This window comes from Selenomonas sp. AE3005 (genome assembly GCF_000686945.1).
Classification (GTDB): domain Bacteria; phylum Bacillota; class Negativicutes; order Selenomonadales; family Selenomonadaceae; genus Selenomonas_A.
This window is the reverse complement of record NZ_JMME01000012.1, coordinates 35,335-58,381: the sequence shown is the minus strand read 5'-3', so window position 1 is coordinate 58,381 and position 23,047 is coordinate 35,335. Positions and strand designations below refer to the sequence as shown.

General features: G+C 49.5%; 21 protein-coding genes and 1 riboswitch. All 21 genes read right to left on the bottom strand.

What is annotated here, in order from left to right:
• Position 1 precedes the first annotated feature (1 nt).
• The 21 genes from rplU to sstT all read right to left on the bottom strand — a co-directional run bounded on the left by rplU (position 2) and on the right by sstT (position 22,916).
• Positions 2-313 (bottom strand): 50S ribosomal protein L21, encoded by a 312-nt coding sequence (gene rplU, locus DL94_RS0107905; protein ID WP_028129695.1) that lies wholly within the window; start codon positions 311-313, stop codon positions 2-4.
• Between the two features lie 588 nt (positions 314-901).
• Positions 902-2,242: a restriction endonuclease subunit S gene (locus DL94_RS0107900; protein ID WP_028129694.1), complete on the bottom strand. Its 1,341-nt coding sequence runs from the start codon at positions 2,240-2,242 to the stop codon at positions 902-904.
• Positions 2,243-2,418: 176 nt separating this feature from the next.
• Positions 2,419-2,760, bottom strand: coding sequence for a HepT-like ribonuclease domain-containing protein (locus tag DL94_RS0107895; RefSeq protein WP_028129693.1), 342 nt, complete (start codon positions 2,758-2,760; stop codon positions 2,419-2,421).
• A complete protein-coding gene (locus DL94_RS0107890) occupies positions 2,757-3,068 on the bottom strand; it encodes a nucleotidyltransferase family protein (protein ID WP_028129692.1) in 312 nt (103 codons plus the stop codon). Before DL94_RS0107890 ends, DL94_RS0107895 begins: the two co-directional genes overlap by 4 nt.
• Positions 3,069-3,101: 33 nt before the next feature.
• Entirely contained in the window at positions 3,102-4,526 is a 1,425-nt protein-coding gene (locus DL94_RS0107885) for a class I SAM-dependent DNA methyltransferase (RefSeq protein ID WP_028129691.1), read from the bottom strand.
• Positions 4,523-7,795 carry a type I restriction-modification system endonuclease gene (gene hsdR / locus DL94_RS0107880; RefSeq protein ID WP_028129690.1) on the bottom strand — a complete coding sequence of 1,091 codons (3,273 nt, stop codon included), beginning with the start codon at positions 7,793-7,795 and terminating at the stop codon, positions 4,523-4,525. Before hsdR ends, DL94_RS0107885 begins: the two co-directional genes overlap by 4 nt.
• Before the next feature lie 108 nt (positions 7,796-7,903).
• The gene (locus tag DL94_RS0107875; RefSeq protein ID WP_028129689.1) at positions 7,904-9,235 is read right to left on the bottom strand and encodes an NCS2 family permease; all 1,332 of its coding nucleotides are present in this window, start codon (positions 9,233-9,235) and stop codon (positions 7,904-7,906) included.
• Positions 9,236-9,310: 75 nt separating this feature from the next.
• Positions 9,311-9,414: riboswitch (purine riboswitch) on the bottom strand.
• A 163-nt stretch (positions 9,415-9,577) separates the two neighbouring features.
• A complete protein-coding gene (locus tag DL94_RS0107870; RefSeq protein ID WP_028129688.1) occupies positions 9,578-10,366 on the bottom strand; it encodes a hypothetical protein in 789 nt (262 codons plus the stop codon).
• Positions 10,367-10,422: 56 nt separating this feature from the next.
• Positions 10,423-11,259: a hypothetical protein gene (locus DL94_RS0107865; RefSeq protein ID WP_231464615.1), complete on the bottom strand. Its 837-nt coding sequence runs from the start codon at positions 11,257-11,259 to the stop codon at positions 10,423-10,425.
• Between the two features lie 63 nt (positions 11,260-11,322).
• Positions 11,323-11,727, bottom strand: a complete 405-nt coding sequence (locus DL94_RS0107860; RefSeq protein WP_028129686.1) for a hypothetical protein — start codon at positions 11,725-11,727, stop codon at positions 11,323-11,325.
• 191 nt (positions 11,728-11,918) lie between these two features.
• Positions 11,919-13,238: a glutamate-1-semialdehyde 2,1-aminomutase gene (hemL, locus tag DL94_RS0107855; protein ID WP_028129685.1), complete on the bottom strand. Its 1,320-nt coding sequence runs from the start codon at positions 13,236-13,238 to the stop codon at positions 11,919-11,921.
• Entirely contained in the window at positions 13,238-14,218 is a 981-nt protein-coding gene (hemB, locus tag DL94_RS0107850; protein ID WP_028129684.1) for a porphobilinogen synthase, read from the bottom strand. The genes hemL and hemB overlap by 1 nt, the downstream gene beginning before the upstream one ends.
• Before the next feature lie 17 nt (positions 14,219-14,235).
• Complete coding sequence (gene cobA, locus DL94_RS0107845) at positions 14,236-15,744, bottom strand: uroporphyrinogen-III C-methyltransferase (protein ID WP_028129683.1); 1,509 nt, start codon at positions 15,742-15,744, stop codon at positions 14,236-14,238.
• A gap of 20 nt (positions 15,745-15,764) precedes the next feature.
• Complete coding sequence (gene hemC, locus DL94_RS0107840; RefSeq protein WP_028129682.1) at positions 15,765-16,706, bottom strand: hydroxymethylbilane synthase; 942 nt, start codon at positions 16,704-16,706, stop codon at positions 15,765-15,767.
• Entirely contained in the window at positions 16,666-17,985 is a 1,320-nt protein-coding gene (gene hemA / locus DL94_RS0107835; RefSeq protein ID WP_028129681.1) for a glutamyl-tRNA reductase, read from the bottom strand. Before hemA ends, hemC begins: the two co-directional genes overlap by 41 nt.
• Positions 17,939-18,616 carry a precorrin-2 dehydrogenase/sirohydrochlorin ferrochelatase family protein gene (locus tag DL94_RS0107830; protein ID WP_028129680.1) on the bottom strand — a complete coding sequence of 226 codons (678 nt, stop codon included), beginning with the start codon at positions 18,614-18,616 and terminating at the stop codon, positions 17,939-17,941. The genes hemA and DL94_RS0107830 overlap by 47 nt, the downstream gene beginning before the upstream one ends.
• 140 nt (positions 18,617-18,756) lie before the next feature.
• A complete protein-coding gene (locus DL94_RS16535) occupies positions 18,757-18,888 on the bottom strand; it encodes a hypothetical protein (RefSeq protein WP_255326880.1) in 132 nt (43 codons plus the stop codon).
• 50 nt (positions 18,889-18,938) lie between these two features.
• The gene (locus tag DL94_RS0107820) at positions 18,939-19,610 is read right to left on the bottom strand and encodes a response regulator (RefSeq protein WP_028129678.1); all 672 of its coding nucleotides are present in this window, start codon (positions 19,608-19,610) and stop codon (positions 18,939-18,941) included.
• A gap of 28 nt (positions 19,611-19,638) precedes the next feature.
• Positions 19,639-20,973: a type II secretion system protein GspD gene (locus DL94_RS0107815; protein WP_028129677.1), complete on the bottom strand. Its 1,335-nt coding sequence runs from the start codon at positions 20,971-20,973 to the stop codon at positions 19,639-19,641.
• Positions 20,970-21,536, bottom strand: coding sequence for a hypothetical protein (locus tag DL94_RS0107810; RefSeq protein ID WP_028129676.1), 567 nt, complete (start codon positions 21,534-21,536; stop codon positions 20,970-20,972). Before DL94_RS0107810 ends, DL94_RS0107815 begins: the two co-directional genes overlap by 4 nt.
• A 132-nt stretch (positions 21,537-21,668) precedes the next feature.
• On the bottom strand, positions 21,669-22,916 hold the full coding sequence (gene sstT / locus DL94_RS0107805; protein ID WP_028129675.1) for a serine/threonine transporter SstT: 1,248 nt from the start codon (positions 22,914-22,916) through the stop codon (positions 21,669-21,671).
• Between the last annotated feature and the right edge of the window lie 131 nt (positions 22,917-23,047).

The window sequence follows — 23,047 nt, the reverse complement described above, 5'->3', positions numbered from 1 at the left end:
ATTAAGCTTCAATCTTTTCGATAACAACCTTCGTGAACGGCTGACGATGACCCTGACGTTTACGATAGTTGCTCTTAGCCTTGTACTTGAAGACCAGAATCTTCTTGTCCTTGCCCTGAGCTTCTACCTTGCCCGTTACCTTGGCACCAGCAACAACCGGCTTGCCAACTTTGACATCACCGTCGTTTACTACCGTCAGAACTTCATCAAACACTACAGCTTCGCCTTCAGCAGCGGAGAGCTTCTCCACCATGATTACATCACCTTCAGCGACTTTGTACTGCTTGCCACCAGTTTTGATAATTGCGTACATGAAAACACCTCCCTATAAGATTACTCGCCAACTACGGCACTGCCACAAGGCAGTTTCAACAGCCTCGCTGTGCGGTTGGGGATGGGCTTTTAAAACCCAAATCAAGACGCACTTCATGCGTCTACAGTTAGTAATACTAGCATAGGCCTGCTAGGTTGTCAAGGAAAATAATATAATGTTTTTCCTTATCTAGAAAAGTAAAAAGCCGTTAGGGTAACCACTCCCTCACGGCCTATACAATTTCATTCGTCCTAAAAGCCTGACTTTCTTCGGGAAGTCGGGCTGTTTATTTACCACCGCCTTATTTGTCTAATACGCCGCCAGTGGGAATGCTTGCCACGCGGTGCTCGGTGGCTCGCTAAAAAAACTCTTTTGTCCCTTAACTAACCATGCCGAAAAGTCAAAACTCGCTATGCTCAAACAGTAGACTTTTCGACAGGATATTAAGGTGGGCAAAAGAGTTTTTTCTTTACGCTCCCTCGCCTGACGCTCCGCTTTGGCAAGCATTCCCGCTGGCGGCTAGTTGTCTGGCTGGATTTGACTTGTCAAGTTTTGACAGGTCAAGTTTGACTAGTCAAATTCTGCACTCTAGCTTGCTAGTATTTCTTGCAGCAACTCTTTGGCGCTGGCTTCGCTATGGTCATTTGTGCCCAGCTCGCCACGGAAGGCGCGGGCGAGGATGGATTTTTTGAGGGTGTCGATGGTAGTCAGGGCCTCTTCGCAAGCGGTGACCGTTGATTGTTCACGGGAGAGCAGATTGTCCAGCAGGCGGACGATTTCCTGTTGTTCCGGCATTGATATCTTAAATATGTTCATACCTAGTACAACTTTTCTTGAAATCCCTGGTATCAATCCCTGCCCACTATTTCTTATCTCATCATACTTATCCATCAAGAAATAAAGCACATATTTGTTAATTATACCCTCTTTTACTCTTAATGCCATTATCTGTCTAGCAATATGTGCCTGCTCAAAATCTGCAATAATTGTCTTTCCATACCCCGAGCCTTTACAAACTAACAAGATATCATCTCTTTTAGCTATCACAGTTGGCTTTTCTGTCCAACGATTGATAATCACGCCATCATCAAAATTGCTAGCTCCTGTTATATATGGAATACCTTTTTTTGCGTCATTATAGTCTGTTGGCTTAAAATCCTGCCCCGACAATAATTCTATAACATTTCCTAATGGTACTTTATCCCAGCTTCCATCACTCACTCCATTTTCCCGTCTCCACTTCTCCGTCAGCTTGCCTGTGAAAGCCTGATGAAGAATAGCGGCACGACGCAGGTCTGCTCCGTCAAGAACTTCCTGTATTTTCTCTTTGGCTTCGTCCAGCTTGGCAAAAAGGGATTCGATACGAGCGACTATGCGATATTGTTCGTTACATGGGGGCAATGGAACAGAAATATTTTCAATTCTAAACAAAGCCAATTTCGGTTGCGTGGTTGATATTGTAGCACCAATCATTTGATTTTGCGCATTATTACAAGTCAAATACCATAAAAGCATCTTTTGCGTAACGCCATTTATATTGGTTATCTTTGCAGCATTTTCGGTAAGATTAGCACCATCTAAAAACTCTGGAATTATTCCTACCTTACCTATGCTTCCTGCAATAGATATATATATGTCTGTTCGAGCAATAGTATAATTCTTGATTTTTTCAAACACTACATCATCAATGTACTTTATCGCAGAAACATCAATTCCCATGTCTTGAAAATCCGTCACCCTTATATATGGATGATTGGTTTTTTCATCCACTAAGCTATTTCCCTTTGGAACACGTTTTCCCCCCTTGACATTTGCCAAACGCCCCAACCTCACCCAGCACCAATTCTCCGGCACCTTATATGGCTGTTCCTCGACTGGCACCAGTGCCGCTTGTAATTTTTCTTCTATTGTCTGTTGTTTCTTTGCCATGATACTCGGCACCTTTCGTGTTTGTTGATATTATCCGCTTTCTTCCTTTGTTGAGCGGCGTGGAGAGACTGTTGCACGGGAGCGTTTGACTTTAGGCGTTAATAACTGCTTTTTGCCAGACGGCTAAGCGCAAGCACAAGTATCTGCCCCACGCCCAAGCACTTCGAAAAATATGGCTACTTCTCCACCAACTCTTCTAACTGTACTAGTAAAGCAGGTATATCGTCAAATACCACTTCCACAATCATTTTCCAGTTCGTACCATCATAATCATGGACTAAGCGATGCCTTAAACCGGAAATCATGGTCCAAGGTATATCATTATGCTCGGCTTTATATTCGGCTGATAAATTATATGCATGTTCACCGATGTTGTATAGTGGTGTTGTTACCAGCCACTGCAAAGAAAAATCCGTCAGCAGAGCTTCACGGGTAATGTTATTATCTCGCACATATTTAGTTAACTTGCTGGCATACTCATAAATCTTGTTAACCCGTTGTTGGTCAGAATGTTTCATGCCACTAACACCTTTTCCCTCATAATAGTTCTGTAAAAATCGCTATCCTGGTTAACTTCCCGAATTTCAAATATATCAACTTTTTTCTTGAGGACTTCTCGTAACTCCTCGCCTAAGGCCAATACACTAGTCAGCTTGAATCCTTCACCACCAAAAACCAAAAAATCCAAGTCACTATTCTCATCTGCCTCGCCCCGTGCATAAGAGCCAAACAGATATATTTCCTTAACATGATATTTTTCAGCTACCGGCTTAACCAGCGCCGTAATGTTTTCCAATGTGAAAACACGAGCATCTATATCAGCCATCTTACAATTCCTCCATATTCTATTTGCCTCTTATTATCTTAGGGATATTTCATACGCCTCCAACTGTTTCAGCTCTTTAGCCACCGCCCGCAACATATCTACGGCTTCTTCCAATGTATCGGCAGCATTCTCCGCAGCTTCCAATGGGTCAGGCAGGTCTTCGTAATCCACGATGCTGTCATCTTTGATGAGTCCCAGGTCAAGGCTGTCTCCCTTGGCCGCGATTTCTGCGCGGCTCACCACGCTCCAGCGTTCGTCCTCCACCTTGTTTCTGTCCTCGGCTTCGTAGGCCTTCATAAAGTCCGCGAAGTGCTCCTGCTTCAAGGGATTGGTCTTGCCGAAGGACGGCATATTGGTGCGCAGGTCGTAGAACCAAACTTCCTTGGTATTATCCTTATCCGTCGTCCCTCTGGTAAAGAACAGCACATTCGTTTTAACACCCTGCGCATAGAAAATACCTGTCGGCAGACGTAAAATGGTGTGAAGATTGCACTTGTGCATGAGGTTCGCACGGATTTTAGCCCCATCACCATCGGCAAAGAGCACATTATCCGGCAGGACTACCGCCGCCCGGCCATTTTTGTTAAGACTCTTGTAGATATGCTGCAAAAAGTTCAGCTGCTTGTTACTGGTAAGCACTTCCAAATCATCACGCGTAGCGCGTTCGCCGCCCTTCTTCGTCCCAAACGGCGGATTGGTCAGCACCACATCATAGCCGGTCTGAAACTTGCCCAAAGGCGAGAGGGTATCACCTAACGTAATCTTTCCCTCAATGTCGTGCAGCATGGCATTCATCAGTGCCAACCGATGCGTATCGTGTACCAGTTCACAACCGGTAAAAGCCTTTTCATATTCAAACTGTGACTGGTCACCATCAAGATCCATAAAACTGTTGGTATGTTCGTAAACATATTGGAAGGCAGCTATCATAAAGCCAAAAGTACCGCAGGCCGGATCATTACACTTCTCCCCTGCCTGTGGTTTGATAAGCTTCGTCATCACATCAATTAGCGGACGCGGCGTGAAATACTGTCCAGCACCAGATTTCTTCTCATTGGCGTTTTTCTCCAACAACCCTTCATAGAGATTACCCAAGCCTTCCTCTCTGGCACTATACCAGTCCAGTTCATCAATGGAAGTAATAAGCTTTTTGAGATTGGCCGGTTCGTCGATGCTGGTACTGGCTCCGTTATAGATTTCGCGAATGCGTCCCTGACATTCCGTACCCAGATACTCCAACAGTTTCTTATAGAATTTTTTTAGTTCCAGACCATCCTTTACGGCCAGGTCATTCCACCGGTACCCCTCGGGAATGCTGTTTTCCGCGCCTGTCTCTTTGGCCATTTTCAAAAACAAGATATAGGTAAGCTCTGTCACATACTGATGATAGGTAATACCATCATCACGCAGTACATCACAAAGTTTCCATAATTTGCCTACAATCTCCTGTGTTGTCACGCGCTTCTGCCTCCATCGTCATACATATAGTCATTTAGTTCTGCAATGATATTTCCCAGTTCACCATTCAGCAATTTATCCGCCTGCGCTGACCCGCCCCGTTTGCGCAAACGGGGATCCTCATCCAGCGAATCCCTGTTCAGTACGGGCTCATTGATAAGGTAATCCTGCATAAGCTTTATCCATGTTTCCTGCATTTTGTTGAAATTATGATTAGCTTTTAGCCGTTTTACGGCCTGCTCCACTTTCTCTCTGTGATTCATAAGCCGGGCACCAATACCATAACGACGGATAATACTGATGATATCCGCACCGGCTTCTTCGGCGTTAAGGGCTGTTATCGCTGAATCAAGCTGAGCAGGTGCATAGCCTTCACGGTCAAGCAGCATAGCAAGTTCTTTCAAACTCTGCCGGGTAAGTTCCGCCGGTTTGGTGCAGATGATGTTTAATGCCGCCACTTCATTTATATTTTCTTTAATATAGGCGGTAAACTCATCCAAATAATCTTCCGGGCGCTGTTGTCCTGTTCCGTAGGCTTTCCCATGATAAGTAATTTTATCCTTTTTATCAGATACGATAACCGGTCTTTGTGGCTGAACATAACTTTCCAGAAAACGAAACGCCGCTTTGTCTTTGATGAGTTGCGCTTTGGCATTTTCACATTCCTGCTCTGAAAGGCGCTTAACATAATCCGCATAAGTCTTACTGCCCGTCATTGCGGTGAACTGTTCTTCCTGTTCCTTTGTTAGTTTGCGGCCTTTACGCTGTATTTTAGCCAGCAGCTGCTCTATCTGATGGGTCAGGACAGCCTTATCATCATCTGCCGTTTCCATCAAAGTATCTATAAGTCCGGAAATCGTTGCCGCAGGATTCGCTACGACAGGTTTCATAGTACTGACCTTTTCCAAACTGGCAAAAGTACCTACGGGGTCATAAATTTCAAAATGGTCTTTGCCTATCTCCGGGCATAGACGCGTAGCACGCCCCAACATCTGCTCAAACAAGATACGCGATTTGACTCGCCGCATAAATACCAGACGGCAGATAGACGGAATGTCAATACCTGTTGTCAACAGGTCAACGGTTACAATTATGCTGGGATAATGGTTATTTTTCGTACAGCGGATAACTTCCTGTATTTTCTTTTGATTTCCGTTTTCGATACTGCCTGTTATCTTCTTAATAGCATCTTGATCAATATCCATAGCTGCGTAAATTTCGCGTAATATATCCACAATCATATCAGCATGAGCATCATTTACCGCATAAATCAGGGTCTTGCCCCCATTTTCATCTGTGGGGTCTATATCTTTGGCTATTTCTGCCAATACCTTGCGGTTAAAATCAGGTACGATTATTTGACGGTTGAAACTTTCTACATCAAAATCCAGCTCATCTTCCAAGGCCTCACTGTTGGTAATTTCTCCCGTGGCCGGGTCATAAACAGCTATGCTGTCACCCTTGGCATAATGAATACCGCTTTCACTCAGACTAGTCTTGATAATATGCGGTGCGTCATAATCCACCAGAAAACCATCAATTACTGCTTCCCTGTAGGTGTATTTAAACACAGGCTCACCAAAGATTTGGGTAGTATGCAAAGCCGGCGTTGCCGTAAGCGCAATTTTTACCGCTGTAAAATACTCTATAACAGCGCGATATTTGCTTTGGAAATCGCGTTGATCGCGGTAGACAATCTCGGCCTCATCCATCATTTTATCCAAGGTATAACCACGATGTGCTTCATCTACGATAATCAGATCGTAATCGGACACGGCAGGCTTTTCCTCATCATCATTATAAAGAATGCGCTGTATCATGCCCTGCACGGTTGCGACCTGTACTCTCGTCTCTTTGTCGATAAGTTTTTCGTCCAGTCCTTTTATATTATAGATTTGGCTTAAGGACATGAGCTCCTCAAGTTTCACATCCTTGAATACATCATGCGCCTGTGTTCCTAAAGAATTGCGGTCAACAAGGAACAATATACGCTGAAAACGGCCTGTTTTCAAAAAACGGTAAATCATGCCCAGCACGGTACGGGTCTTGCCTGTACCTGTAGCCATGGCCAGCAAAATCCGCTGACTACCATTCAATATAGCTGTTTCCGCCGCTCTAATAGCGGCCACCTGATAAGGACGCAGGTTGAGGCCATCCGGGTCCTGCAGCAGTGCATAGGGCATGGCCTTTAATTTTTCATCACCAGCCCCAATATCACGGGCCATAAGCTCCATCAGCCCCAAGGGACTAAACCAGCCACGCAGGGGTTCTGGTCTGTTGGTCTTGTTCCGCAGGTCAAGGAACCATATACCTGATTTCGTCCGCAGCTGTTCCAAATAAGGCTTGCCATTGGTAGCAAAAGTGAACGGCACCTGATACTTTCCCCACTTGCCTGCAATATATTCCTTATGCTCGGCCTTGATATATTGGGGATATTCCTTGCACTGCCCATCAATAACAGCAGCTACGTCTTTGTGCTCGGCCTTGGCCTCGATGATAGCCACCAGCTTTAAGTCAATAAACAGCGCATAATCTGCAAAGCCCCCTTTGCCACTTGCAGAATCCGTGGGCCATTCCGCAATGGCTATACATCTCCCCTTTTGCGGTCTTATTCCTTTGCTATAGCGCAGTTTCTCCGTATCAGCTTCCCAACCCACCTGCCGTAACTGTTCATCAATGAGCACACGGGTTTCTGCCTCGGATTTATACCGCCTGTTCGCAGCCTTTTGCGCGTATTTCTGTCTGTCGGCTTTCTTTACCCGTGGAGCTTGGGCTGCCTTTTCCGCCGCTTGCTGCATGAGGATTTTTTCTAACTCTGACTCAGCGACGACATCTGTCCTAACTGGCTCGAGATTCTCTGCCGGCATGACAAAAGGGCGATTTTTGTATGTGTAATCGCCATAGGTCTGCATAAACCATTCCGCCAAACTGTAAGTAATCCCCAGGTAGTTACGGGCTTCGGCCACTGATTCATAGCCTTCATGCCCCGCCAAATTACGTACTTTCCGCAAAGCATGAAATAATGCCGCCATATCACTATCCAGCAATTCTTCATGCCGTAATTTATTGATACGATTTACAGCTTTATCCTCTCGGGGTAATTCAATCCCATCATAATCAAACATCAGTTTAATCATGGTTTCCCCCATCATGCCCAATTTAAATAAGCAAGAATTGGAGTCGCTGTATAAATACTTTTCTGCCAACCGCCCCAAATGAGCCAATACCGGGAATTTTTCCGCCAAAAAATCAAAATTGGAATATGCCATCACGTCTGCCCCTTCCCCAGTTTTTGCTTATCGTTATTGTAACATATACCACTAAAAAGCTCAAAAAGCCTTCCCGAATATTCTCAGGAAGGCTTTCGTTTCTTTTTTTTAGGAACGCATAAACAGGTTAACCATAAAAGCAATGCTGACGAGCCACATAATGGGGCTTACTTCCTTCGGTTTGCCGGAGAGGGTTTTCATGAACGCAAAGCTGATGAAACCGAAAGCAAAACCGTTGGCGATGGACGAGGTCAGCGGCATCATGATGATAGTCAGGAAGGCCGGCAGGCCATCGGTGAAGTCGGCAAAGTTTACCTTGCCCACTTCCGACATCATCAGCGCACCGACAAGAATCAGCGGCGGTGCCGTGGCATATCCCGGCACGAGGCCAATCAGCGGTGCAAAGAGCAGGGAGATAAGGAACAGCACGGCCACGGTCACTGCCGTAAGGCCCGTCTTACCACCGGCGGCGATACCGGCAGCACTTTCAATGTAGGAAGTTACCGTGGAAGTACCGAAGATAGCGGAGAAAATCGTCCCGACAGCGTCAGTGTTCAAAGCTCTGTCGAGGTTCTCAATCTCGCCATCTTTTTTCACCAGTTTGGCCTTAGCAGTAAGACCGATAAGCGTACCCATGTTATCGAACAGTTCCACCACCGTAAAGGTGAAGATAATGGAGAGAATACCGTAGTTCCAAGCACCCATAATATCCAGCTTGCCAAAGGTTTCTCCCATGTGCGGCAGACTGGTGCTGATAACATCATTAAAGCCCTGGGGCACCGGGGAATAACCCAGCACCATGGACAAAATTGTCGTAGCGATGATACCAATCAGGATAGAGCCCTGCACATCGCGGGCCATCAGCACACCGGTAAGTACCAGACCAAACAGGGACATAGCCGTTTCCGGTTTCGTCACATGGCCAAGCGTAATGAACGTGGCCGGGTCACTGACAATGAGGCCTGTGCCCTTCAAACCAATAAAAGCGATAAACAGGCCGATACCCACACCAATTGCCACGCGCAGATTCTGAGGCACAGCGTTGATAATCGCCTGCCGTACATGACTGATAGTCAAAAGTAAAAACAGCAAACCAGAGAAGAATACCGCACCTAACGCTACCGTCCAATGCAGTCCCAGCACGCCGCAGACGTAATAGGCAAAGAATGCATTTAACCCCATACCCGGAGCCAATGCCACCGGATAGTTAGCAAATACGCCCATCATCATAGTCGAGAGCGCCGCAATCCAAATAGTGGACGCAATAGCTGCCTCTTTGGGCACACCGGCGTCGGCCAAAATGTTCGGATTTACGAACATGATGTAGGCCAAAGCGATAAACGTGGTAAAACCAGCGATGACCTCTGTTTTCACCGTGGTTTCCTTTTCCCGGAGTTTAAAGAACCGCTCCAGGAAAGACTGACTTGCTTGCACTTGCATAAAAAATAAAAGCCTCCTCTTTCTTAAACAGGCAATCATAGATGCCGTCAAGAAAAAAGAAGCCTTTTATACCCATAAATGCTCCGTTCTTCTTGTAGGCTATGACAATTTACGGTTGCCTGGTAGAAACGCCCATTCCATATCAATGGGCTTATACAAGAATATAACGGTAACAGAATAGCAGAGATTAGGACATATGTCAATTTGTTAGATTATTTAGGCTCATCGGACAATGCGCAGGCATTTTCCCCGTCATTTCTGCCTTGCTTTTACTGCCTGAATCAGCCCCTAACAAGATATTATCCTGCCAGGGGCTGGTCCTGCTGCCTAAGATTTTCCAGGTTAAGTTTTTGCCTCCATCGCGGTACTTTGGGCAAATACGTTAAAGGAATCATTCAGTTCCTTATATGCCTTGCCACTTTTTAGCGCGTACCATAGTGCCCCTGCTTTTATCCATTTGATTTGCGCCGTCTGCTCGACGCTGTCCGGGAATCGCTCCCTGGCAAGCTGTGCATAGCGGTCTGCACTGATTCTCTGCGCGCTTTCTGTCTCAGCTGTCCGCCAGCGGGGCAGGTAATAATACTGCTTGACACTGCCATCATAGCCGGACAGCTGCCAGGTCGAATAGCCCAGCTCCTCAACCTGCAGAACACCATTCAGCCAAACAGCATAACGGGTATGCACGGCCTCGAACTCGCCATGCATGATGGTTTCGGTAAAGAGATAGACATAACGCTTTTCCCGGGCATCATACAACACAGTGAATTGCCCCGTTTCCTCACCGGTCAAAATTTCCGGCATATGCGAGCCGCCCACCAAATGAATGCCCCCATGGCACGTCCATTTTCCTTCGTTGAATTCTTCACATCGCAGCTCTTGTGTTCCGTCAAAACTGCCTTCCTTCGCCAGCAATATCTCCAGATTGCCGTCATGGTTTAAATCAGTCACTGCGTAATGCCACTTGTTCCATTCCTTATCCTGCGCTGGCTGGACAAACCAGCCTTTTTCACCATTTGCCGTCCGCGCCATAATATCCAGCTGCTCCTGCACCTGCAGAGGGGCTGCTGATACCACACCTGCACAAAGCCATGCTGCCAAAAGCAGAACATAAAGCCGCTTTAACACCATCATCTCCCTGCACCTCCACGAAATGCTTTTCATCAGCCACACAGGCATAAAGCTGCTTATCAGGGTAGTTTGATAAACTCTACACCATTATCCGTGTTTTCCTTTTTGTCCTGCCATATCATTTTCCCCGCACGCAGTACAAAGATAGCACGCCCATCATTGTAGGCCATGGTATCCTTGCTCACGCCTTCTTCCGAATAGACATAGTCCGTACGTGTGCCATTGCCGTTGCTGAAAAGAATCGCCGCATAATTATCATAGGTGCAGTGATAAACCCAGCGGCTGCCCTCGGCCGCACTGCTGGCCCACTGAATTTCTACCCGATAGCCGTCACCTTCCCGGCTGATTACAGCATTGCAGCGTCCACAACTCCAGATACCAACATAATCATCCGCCTTGATACCCAGACCTGTTCCGGCATAGCCATTTTCAGCATAGCGCACAAAATGCATGGCACCATCATGCCCTGAGAAAAGGTCTGTCTGAACCGCCGCTTTGTTATCTTTGGCAAAGGCCGCCCATTGTTCATTAGCACTCGTGTACGCTGAATACCAGGGCGAGGCTGTGTTCTTATCCTCAAGAACTACACCGCCGCTTTCCAAAAACGAATACCAATATGATTTGGAACCGTCCGGATGTTCTTCCGCCGTTACCTTTACTTTGCCAAAGGCTTTGCGCTCTTTGCAGGTCATTTCATAACTGCCATCGGCATAGATAACCAGGGTACGTGCGTCAGCCGCGCCTGCCTCGCGCCAGGTTCCGGCAATGGGCTGAATACTGTACTCACTGACCGCCGCATTGCGTGTCTGCGCCATAGCAGTATTTGCGGCCGCCATAGCAGATTCCGTATCCACGGCGCCACTGAGGAAACACGTTGCCGCTCCTATTACCAGCACAGACCGCAACGTCCTGTGTCTTAATTTATTTATGTACATTTGCAGCCACCTCCTGCTACTGACTCAGCCTGCCGCCTTTTCCCAATGTGTACTGGTATGCCAGCGGTGACGATATTTGCCGTGGTATTCGGGGATATCCGGATTCTGAATGTAGCAGGTGTATGCTACATATTCATTGGCAGGAACAAAGATATCGTTCACATAGTGGCGAATGCCGGTATCTGCCCACATCAGTTGGCCGTTGTCAGCAATCAGTTTAAGGTCAATGTCCGTCCACTTGACATAAGCCCCCTGATCGCCGCTGTTTTCAAAGTAGCCGACAACTTCCACCTCGCCTGCCTGATGCATATAGACATGCTCAATGGTGAACTTGATAACCGGCCTTGCCTGAGCCGCCGACGGCATTAACGCCGTGCAGAGCAAGACTAGAACTAAGAACGCAAACAACTTCGCTGCATACGACCTCATGATTTACCCTCCTCCGTTTTAATGTCCTCCTTTACATATCCTGTCACGCTATTCTAATTCAGCCTGACAGCCCATCTACTTTATATTATACAATACCACCATTAAATTTCAAACTATTTTGATTTTTCATCTTATACATTTTCTTCCCCATAAAAAAGAAGGCCTGACCAACAGACCTTCCTTATCATATTTTATTTTCCCATAGCCGCTACAGCTGCAAATGCTTTTTCTGCCGCTGCAATGGTTCTGTCTATATCCTCGTCCGTATGGGCACCGCTCATAAAGAGGGTTTCAAACTGGGACGGGGCAAGGTAAATGCCCTGTTCGAGCATGGTCTTGAACCAGACCTTGAATTTTTCCTGGTCGGCATTGCAGGAGTCCTCGTAGTTCAGTACATCTTTTTCACTGAAGAAGATACCGAACATGGAGCCAGCCTGATGGGCCTGAATGGCCACGCCTGCGGCTTTGGCTTTTTCCTGCCAGCCGAGGAGCAGTTTCTTCGTTTTTAAGGTCAGTTCACGGCTGTAATCAGCTTTACCTTCTTCCGGTTCAGCGGTGATTATCTGCAGCGTAGCGAGTCCTGCCGTCATGGCCAGCGGATTGCCAGAAAGCGTGCCAGCCTGATATACCGGGCCGGACGGTGACACCTGCGCCATGATATCCTTGCGGCCGCCATAAGCAGCTACAGGCAGGCCGCCGCCGATTATTTTGCCCAGGCAGGTCAAATCCGGCGTAATGCCATAGGCTGCCTGTGCGCCGCCCAGGGACGCGCGGAAACCGCACATAACCTCATCAAAAATCAACAGCGCACCGTGTTTTTCCGTAAGGTCACGGAGTTTTCTAAGATAGCCCTGTTTTGGCAGAACGAGCCCCATGTTGCCAGCCACCGGCTCCACGATGACCGCAGCCACTTCGTCTCCGACTTCTTCCATCACTTTCGTAATGGCCTCTTCGTCATTGTAGGGTACGGAAATCGTATCCTGTGCCGTGCCCTTCGTCACGCCCGGCGAACTCGGCACGCCGAAGGTGGCCATACCGGAACCGGCATTGACGAGCAGGCTGTCGCTGTGACCGTGGTAGCAGCCGATGAATTTGACAATCTTTTCCCGGCCCGTATAGCCACGGGCCAGACGCAAGGCACTCATAGTGGCCTCGGTGCCGGAGTTGACCATGCGGATGGTTTCGATGGACGGATAAACCTCCATCACGAGCTTGGCCAGTTCCGATTCAATGCAGGTCGGTGCGCCGTAGCTGGTGCCACGGGTTGCTGCCTCCTGCAGAGCTTTTACAACTTTCGGATGAGCGTGTCCCACGACCATCGGCCCCCAGGAACCAACATAGTCAATGTATTCATTGCCGTCAATATCATAAATCTTATCGCCTAAAGCATGGTCGATAAACGGCGGATTGCAGTCCACGCTCTTATAGGAACGCACGGGGCTGTTGACCCCGCCGGGCATAAGTTCTTTGGCCTCAGCAAAGGCAGCGGCGGATTTTGCAAGATTCAGCATCAGTTCTCCTCCTTCAGCCAACGGGCCACGTCCATAGCATGGTAAGTGATGATGATATCTGCCCCGGCACGTTTCATGGACAGCAGCGTTTCCATGACAATGCGCTTTTCATCAATCCAGCCGTTTTTCGCAGCCGCTTTGACCATCGCATATTCACCGCTGACGTTGTAAACAGCCACCGGATGATGAATATGGTCACGCACCTGACGCACAATATCCAAATAAGCCAGTGCCGGTTTTACCATGATGATATCCGCACCTTCGGCAATATCGAGGTCCACTTCTTTGATAGCCTCGTGGGCATTAGCCGGATCCATCTGATACTGACGGCGGTCACCGAAGGCCGGTGCGCTGTCAGCGGCATCACGGAAAGGCCCATAGTAGCCTGAGGCGTATTTGACTGCATAGCTCATAATGGAGACATTCTGGAATCCATTTTCATCCAAAGCCTCGCGGATAGCCGCCACACGGCCGTCCATCATATCAGACGGCGCGATGATATCCACACCGCACTGTGCCTGCGACACGGCCACCTTCTGCAAAAGTTTCAGCGTCTTGTCATTGTCCACATAATGGCCTTCGAGATGGCCGCAGTGGCCGTGGTCGGTGTATTCGCACATGCAGACGTCACCGACAATCATGAGTTCCGGCACTTCAGCCTTGATGGCTTTAATGGCGCGCTGTACAGGGCTTGTCATATCCCAGGCACTGCTGCCATCAGCGTCCTTGTATTCGGGAATGCCGAAAACTTCCACGGACGGAATGCCCAGTTCCCAGCATTCCTTTGCCGTCTTGACGGCCTCATCCACAGACAGATGGAAACAGCCCGGCATTGAGGGAATTTCCTCGCGGACGCCCTCACCTGGCACGACAAACAGCGGATAGACGAAGTCCTTCACCGACAGGCTGGTTTCCCTGACCATGGCACGCATGGCCGGGCTGATACGCATACGGCGCGGACGGAGTTTCTGTTCATACATGGCTATAACATCTCCTATTATTTGCAGATGGCCTCCACCAGACCATCAATGGTATATTCTTTGGCAATAATATCCGGCTCAATACCCAGGGATTTAGCAGTATCAGCCGTAACAGGGCCAATGCAGGCCGTTTTTACACCGTTCAGCAAATCTGCCGAACCGATAATATTTACGAGATTTTTGACTGTGGACGAACTCGTGAACGTCACCATATCAATGCGCCCTTCGTTAAGTTCTGACGTCAAGGCCTCGCCATCGGCAGCCGCGCACACAGTGCGATAGGCAGAAACTACATCCACCTCGGCGCCCATTTCCCGAAGTTTTTCCGGCAAAATTTCCCGGGCCTCCTCGGCTCTGGGTAAAAGAATTTTCGCATGCGGCGGCAGCTTGCCCTTCATAGCCTCGATAATGCCTTCAGCGCGGTATTCCCCGGGAACAACATCAGCAACCAGTCCGTATTTTTTCAGCTCGGCCGCCGTAGCCGAACCGATGGCGGCTATTTTGGCATACCCCAGGGCACGGGCGTCCTTGCCAGCCTGCAACAGACGTGCAAAGAAATGTTTTACGCCATTGGCACTGGTGAACATCACCCAGTGATAATCCTGCAGCTGGCCGATGGCCTGGTCAAGCGCCGCATACAAATCAACAGGGTCAGTTATGGTAATAGCCGGCACTTCGATTACCTCGGCCCCCAGATTTTCCAGCTTAGCCGTAAGTTTTGAGGCCTGGCTGCGCGCTCTCGTCACGAGAATCCGCTTGCCGAACAGGGGACGCTGGGCGAGATTATCAAACCACTGCAGACTGTCACGCAGTTTCACGACTTCGCCGACGATAAAGATAGCCGGCGGTTTAATACCGTTTTTCGCTACATCTTCGGCTGCCTTGCCCACCGTGGTAATCAACGTGCGCTGTTCCGGCTTAGTACCCCAGCGGATTACGGCCGCCGGTGTATCGGCACTGCGGCCGTTCTCCATCAGCTTGCTCGTGATATGCGGCAGATTGGCCACGCCCATCAGGAACACGAGCGTATCCACACCCATAGCGAGGTGTTCCCAGCGCATATTGCTTTCCCCTTTGGTCGGGTCCTCATGACCTGTCACCACGGCAAAAGAAGTAGCTACCGCCCGGTGGGTTACAGGTATGCCGGCATAGGCAGGAACAGAAATTGCCGAGGTTATACCCGGCACGATTTCAAAGGGCAGATTGTTTTGCCGCAGGAGCAGTCCTTCTTCGCCGCCGCGTCCAAACACAAAGGGGTCGCCGCCCTTAAGGCGTACCACGCACTTGCCCTCTTTGGCTTTATCCACCAGGAGCTGGTTGATATCTTCCTGTTTCATGGTGTGATTGCTGGAGGCTTTGCCCACATAGATGTACTCAGCCTCAGCCGGCGCCCAGCGCAAAATGCGGTCATCAGCCAGACGGTCATAAACAACTACGTCCGCCATTTTCAGGCAATCCACAGCCTTCAAGCTGATGAGCCGGTAATCTCCCGGGCCTGCGCCTACTAAATAAACCATTCCTGCCATATATTGTCATCCCTTTTCTATTAGTTCTGCAATAAACCGATTTCCTGTAAAATTTCCTCGCCGCCAGCTGCCAGCAGTTTTTCTGCCAGTTCCACGCCTAAGGCCTCAGCCTCACAGGCCTTGCCGCTGATTTTATCACGGTAGAGCCGCTGGCCGTCCAGCGAGGCAATCACAGCCTCCACGACGATATGCTCCGGCTGGGTGTCAGGCACAGCATAAACTCCTACCGGCACCTGACAACCGCCTTCAACCCGGCCTAAAAAGGCGCGTTCTGCCCGGGTGCACTGCACTGTAGCCTCGTCATTGAGGAAGGCCAGCAATTCCCGCATATCCGTATCGTCTTCCCGGGTTTCAATGGCCAATGCGCCCTGTCCGACAGCCGGCAGAACCATTGCCCGTGGCAGCACCTCGGTAATGCGGTCGCCAAAGCCCAAGCGTTTCAGACCGGCTACTGCTAAAATGATGGCCGCAAAGTTTTCACTTTCCAGTTTGGCCAGACGCGTATTCACATTGCCCCGTAAATCACAGATATTTAAATCCGGCCGAACATGCAAAAGCTGCGCCTTTCGGCGCAGACTGGAAGTTCCTACTTTTGCTCCCTGAGGTAAATTCTCCAGGGTTTTAAACTCGGGGCTAACCACTGCGTCACCGGGGTCAAAGCGTTTGGTCACTGCCGTCAGGCACAAGCCTGCCGGCAGTTCCGTGGGCATATCCTTCAGGCTGTGTACAGCCAGGTCAATGCCGCCTGAGAGCATATCCATTTCGAGCTCCTTGGTAAAGAGCCCCTTACCGCCGATTTTGGCCAAGGGGGCGTCGAGAATCTTATCCCCCTTGGTGGTCATTTTCTTTAGTTCCACCTTAAGGCCCGGATACTGCTCTTCCAAGCGGCTCTGTATGTATTCAGCCTGCCATAAGGCCAGCTTACTGCTCCGCGTACCGATAACGATTGTGTCTTTCTTCACTGGTAGCCGTCTCTCCTATCATGTCTAATTTGAATAATTTCCGCATAGCATCGATATAAAACTGTTCATTTTCCGTACCAGCGGAGGCGTTGAGTTTCATCATGGGCATGCGCAGAATCTTGCGCACAATCATGCGGCTCATGTGTTCCACCTGCCGCCATTCATCATCTGTAAGGTCCGGCAGTTTGGAGCTGGCCCGTTTGACCTCACGCTGGCGAATGCGCTCGCAGCGGTCAGATAACAGAGCCATCAGGGGACGGAACGACAGGTACTGGAACTTATCCTCAATGGACGCCACTTCCTCGGCCACAATTATTTCCGCCTGTCTGGCCTCCTGCCGGCGTTCCTCGATGTGTTCATCTACCACTTCTTCCAAAGCGTCGATATTATAAAGTGTCACGCCCTTGATATCGCCCACTTCCGGGTCCACATCGCGCGGTACGGCAATGTCAATCAAAAACAGGGGACGTCCCTTACGTTTGGACATCAGCTGCCGCGTTTCCCAAGACTTGATGACATAATGCGGCGCCCCCGTAGAAGTGACAATCACATCTACGTCAACGGCCCGTTTCATCGCCTCGTCAAAGGGAACAGCCTCGCCATTAAACTGCTCAGCCAACAGCTGCGCCCGTTCAATATGACGGTTGGCTACATAGATTTTCTTAACGCCCCGGGAAATTAAATGCTGCGCCGTGAGTTCGGCCATCTTTCCGGCACCAAAAATCAGCGCACTGGCCTCATGCAGTTCGCCCAAAGCCTCCCGGGCCAGCTCCACAGCGGCGTAGCTGACCGATACGGAATTAAACTGAATTCTCGTTTCCGTACGCACGCGCTTGCCCGTGGCAATCGCCCGATGAAACAGCGTATTAAGTACCGTACTGGTAGTACCGGCCTCCCGGCCCATGGCATAGGCCTCCTTGACCTGGGAAAGAATCTGTCCTTCGCCCAGTACCAAAGAATCAAGGCTTGACGCTACCCGGAACAAATGCTCAATGCATTCTTCATTGACGTAAGTATAAAGATATTCGTCAATATCTTCTTCATTCCCCGTCAGGTCAAACAGGAACTGTTTCAAAGTGGCTAAATCCCTTTGTGCATCGTCCACCACTGCATACATTTCACTGCGATTGCAGGTGGAGAGTACAACCGCCTCTAAAATCCCCTCATAGGCTCCCAGATTAGCCAGGCCATTTTTCACTGCCGCTTTCGGAATGGAAAACCTTTCCCGGACATCAACAGGTGCCGTCTTGTGGTTTAATCCCAGCATTAGTAATTCCATTTCTTATCTCTTCCTCCGCCTGGTCCAAATGACCATCTCTCACCAAATCTATAATACCATCGCTAAGAGCCAGCCGCCACAAGCGTTCATGTTCCCTGCTGCCGCCAGGAATCCCCTTTACCTCCTGCCGCAAGGCTGCCAGCCGTACCAAAAATTCACCAAAATACACCGGGTATTCCCTCTCCAGCCGCTCACGCAGGAGTTTGGCAAAGGCAGGACTCACACCGCCGGTAGAAACCGTCAGCAGCAAATCCCCCCGCTCAATATGGGAAGGTACCGTAAAATCCGTCTGCTCCGGCAAAGACGCCGCATTGACCAGAGCCCCCAGCTGCCGTGCCTCGCTAAGAGCCGCCTGATTGGCCGCTTTATCATCTGCCGTACAAAACACCAAAAGCGGTGCCAGCGCCTGCAGCATACCCTGCTGGTACGATTCCTGCAGCCATTTTATCCGCCCGGCGGCAACCAGCTTTTGCAGGCTGTCGGCAATTTGCGGTGCAATAACCGTCACCTGGGCACCGGCAGCCAGCAAGCCGGCAGCTTTACGGGCTGCCACCTGTCCACCGCCGATGATGGCACATTTCCTGCCTTCCAGTTCCAAATTCAGCGGATAAAGCACCTTATCACCTTCCACTTTGCCGTTTGTGAACACCTCTCAATTACGAATCGAATTCATAATTTTATACTGCTTTTATTATACCCTATACAGCCATGAAAAAAAAGCAGAAATCAACAATTTTTCGACTTCTGCTTTTGGAGATTTATACAAGAAAATCAGGCGAAGTATTTCTCTTCTTCCAGCATATTATTCTCCCTGGCCATAATGCACACCGAAACCCACAGGGTAAGGAAAAGACTGCCGGACATATTGATTTCATACACGCGCATCAGCATCAAAGTTACCAAAGAAAAGAAAATGCAGTTCCCGGCCTTATGGGGCTTTGCAGCCGCACAATTCAATCCAAAGATATGATTTTATTTTTCAGCACATAAACCAAAGCCTGTGTCCGGTCCTCCACCTTCAGTTTCCGCAGAACCCTGGTCATGTGATTTTTGACCGTTTTTTCACTCAGGCCCAACGCCTTGGCGATATCCTGATTGGAATAGCCCTTGGCCACACATTCCAGCACATCCATCTCCCGGGCTGTAAGTCGTTCACCGCGGCTTTCATCCAGCATTTCCTTGGCCCGCGTTTCCACATCATCAGTTACGGAGGTACTGCCAAACAAGCGTTCCGCAAGCTGCGGATAAACAAAGGGATTACCGTCATTTACCATGTGAATGGCCTTCACCAGCACCGCCGGCTCTACATCTTTCAGCAGATAGCCCAGCGCACCATTTTTCAGCATTTCCAGCACATAATTGTCACTGTCGTGGATAGTGAGGGCAATGATTTTCGTTTCACACTCAGCCTTCTTTAACTGGGTTACAACCTCCAGACCGCTGAGTCCCGGCATATTGATATCGAGCAGCAGAATATCCGGTTGCAGCATCAAGGTCCGGGCCACGGCCTCCTGACCGTCCTCAGCCTCACCGATGACCTCAAAACCGTCCTCAAAGTTCAGTACACGCTTTATCCCTTGCCGCAGCAGCGTATGGTCATCTGCTATCAGTATCTTTATCGCCATGATTACAGCCCTCCATATTCATTCATAACTATGTTTTAGGCAGCACGTGAGCTTTGAGGAAAATCATGACCTCCGACTCCGTGTGACTATGTTGTACATGTTTAAAAAACGCGCCTAATATAGGGATATCCCCTAAAAAGGGTATCTTGCTCATGGTACGTGAATCCTCACTGCCAATGAGGCCGCCGATAACCATGGTTTCCCCGTCCTGCAGACGCACGGTTGTATCAGCACTGCGCTTTTGAAAACGATACGCCTTCAAATCCGTGACAAACTCCGGCGTGCTGACCTCGGTATGCACCTGTGCCGTTATTTCGCCATTGGCATTTACGCGCGGTGTACACCGCAGGATAATTCCGGCCTGACGGTATGTCACCGTCGTGGTCGTGGTGGAATCCGTTACCGACTGAGTAGGCACCGGCACATCACCGCCAATGTTAATCACAGCCTCATGCCCCTGAATGGTGGTGATATTAGGGCGGGCCAATATATCCGCCTTGCCATCTGACAACAGGGCATTCAGCTTGGCACCAAAGTAAAATTCAAAGGGATATCCTTCCGGCCCGCGGCCGAATTGAATAATTCCGGGAATATTACCCGTTTTCCCTTTATATGAGCGTTTGGTATCGTAATCAATGCGCTCATTGCTTTTACCCGCATTATGATAAGTCTTGCTGTGTTCCGGGTAATTGGGCAGCTTGGACCATTCCCATTCTATGCCCAGGTCCTTGGCGGCGTTCTTGGATAATGCCACTACTTTGGCCTCCAGCAACACCTGCTCAGCAGGCACGTCCAGCCGTCTAAGAACCGTATCCAGTTCACGGGCCTCAGCCTCCGTCCCGTAAAAGACCACCGATTCCGTGGCATCGTCCACAATAACGCGCTGCCTTTCTGCATTACTGCTGTCAGCCGCTTTAACCTGCGCAGACTTGCCATTAGTTTTATCTTTCGTCAGATTATCTGATTTTCCTGCCAACGATAAAGATAAATTTGCCACTCTGGCCAAATCATGGGGATTAGCATAGCGTGACTTATAGACATGCACCCGGCGGTTGCGGCCGTTCTTGGCCGGTGATGTTACCACATAGACATTATCATAGCGTTCGAGCAGCAGGCCCTGCGAGGCAGCCACCAGCTCCATAATACGCTGCGGTTCCTCCTCAATCCGCAGGGTAACTTTGCCCAGAGCAGCATCGCCTAAAATCAGATTATAACCTCCCAGCCGGGCAGCTGACATAAGTACGGCCCCGGCGTCGGCGTCCTGTACGTTCATATGTACCGGCTCAGCACCGCACCAGGCAGCACTCCCCCAAAGCCAGCCTAACAAACAACTGCCGATAATTCTCTGCCAAAGACGTATCATTTTTCCCCAGCCCCTTCCCTATCGGATGTTATCGCTAAATTACGCTCCTGTCCGTCACGGCAGGCCACCACTGAGGACGTGCCAATGGCTGTAATCTGCCAGCCCTGCACCATCTCACCAGCTGCTACCGCCGCCGTCGTGCCGCCCACACGCACCAGAGCCAGCCGCCCACCGGCTCCCTCAGCGATTCCACACAGGACAATATCATCAACGGCCTTAGATTTTGCCGGCTGTGCCTGTACCGACTGTGCTGACGGCGCGGCCTTGGCTGTATCTTTCCCACCTGACAGCACAGGTTCTTCCGGCCCAGCTGCCAGCCTTCCGGCCTCCGCCTCTGTTTCATGCAGCAGGGAAAAGGGATTGCGCAGCGGCTTGCTGTTATCTGCCTCAGCCAGTCCCTTAACCTCTGCCGGCCCTTGTCCGGCTTTATTCCTTTCAGGTTCTTTTTGCAGCACAACAGGAGGCTCTGGCGTATCATTAACACACCAAGCCCCTGTTAGCAGCAACAGCAAAAGTACCACTCCAGCCAACGGCTTACGCCAGTTCCGCTGCTGTAAATCCATACTACCGCCTTCTTTGTCCATGTGTGATGGAAATATTTTAATATATTATACTCTATATGATAGTATTTTTCCACCCTCAACAGCAACAGGCCGCTGTCCCTAAGGACAGCGGCCTGAATTAACTATTAGCTATCAATTTTTCGCTACCAAATCTTCAGCTGTCAATGTGCCTTCTTTGGCCTTTTGAGTCAGTTCCGCCGTAGCGGTAAAGAGCACATCACTGGAACTGTTGAGCGCCGTTTCACAGGAATCCTGCAGCACGCCGATGATGAAACCGACGCCTACCACCTGCATGGCAATATCATTGCTGATACCGAAAGAGGAGCAGGCCACCGGAATGAGCAGCAGGGAACCGCCAGCTACGCCGGAGGCACCGCAGGCACCTACCGTGGCGATAATGCACAGCAGCAGCGCCGTGGGCAGGTCTACGTTAATCCCCAGGGTATGGGCACATGCCAGGGACAGCACCGCAATGGTGATAGCCGCCCCACTCATATTGATGGTAGCCCCAAGGGGAATGGAAATCGAATACGTATCCTTGTTGAGATGCAGACGCTCGCAGAGGTCCATATTCACAGGGATATTAGCAGCCGAGCTGCGTGTAAAGAAGGCATAAATACCGCTTTCCCGTAAAGTCGTGAGTACCAGTGGATAAGGATTGCGGCGGATATGCAGGAACACAATCAGCGGATTCATGATGAGCGCCACTGAGAAGAAAGCCCCCAGCAGCACAGCCAGCAGATGGAAATAACCCATGATAGCATCTGCGCCATTAGTACCAATAGCGTCCGCCACCAGCCCCATAATCCCGAAGGGAGCCAGACGGATTACCCACTGTACGAGCTTGGTTACAGCCTTGGCAAAATCCTGCAAAGCTGCTTTGGTCGTATCTGAGGCACTATGCAAAGCCACACCGGTCAGCACACCCCAGGCCAGAATGCCGATGTAATTGGCACTGGCTATGGCATGAATGGGGTTATCCACTACATTCAGCACCAAGTTATGCAATACTTCCAAAATTCCGCTCGGCGGCGTGAGTTTTGCATCAGCCAGCTGCAGGTGCAGCGTGGTGGGGAACGCAAAAGAATATGCTACAGCCACCAGTGATGCCAGGAAAGTTGCAATGACATACAACTTCACAATCGGGCGCATGGACGCGCTGGCATCAGCATTTTTCTGTGCCATGGCGTTCATAACCAAAACAAAGACTAAGATAGGGGCTACCCCTTTTAAGGCTCTGACAAACAAATCACCAAAAATAGCTACCAGAGGCACCATTTGCGGTGCTGCCAAAGCTATGATAATGCCGATTACTAAACCGACCGCGATTAGCTTGATGAGCGCAGTTTCCTGATACTTTCTGCCAATCTTTCTGAACACGCTAATCATCCTCCCTAAATATTTTGTAATAAGTGCGTTCATCTATAAGATACATGTGTTAGTATATATCAAACATTACACTTTTGCAAGGTCTTAGGTGTAAAAATGTTTATTTACGGTGAACTTTTGCT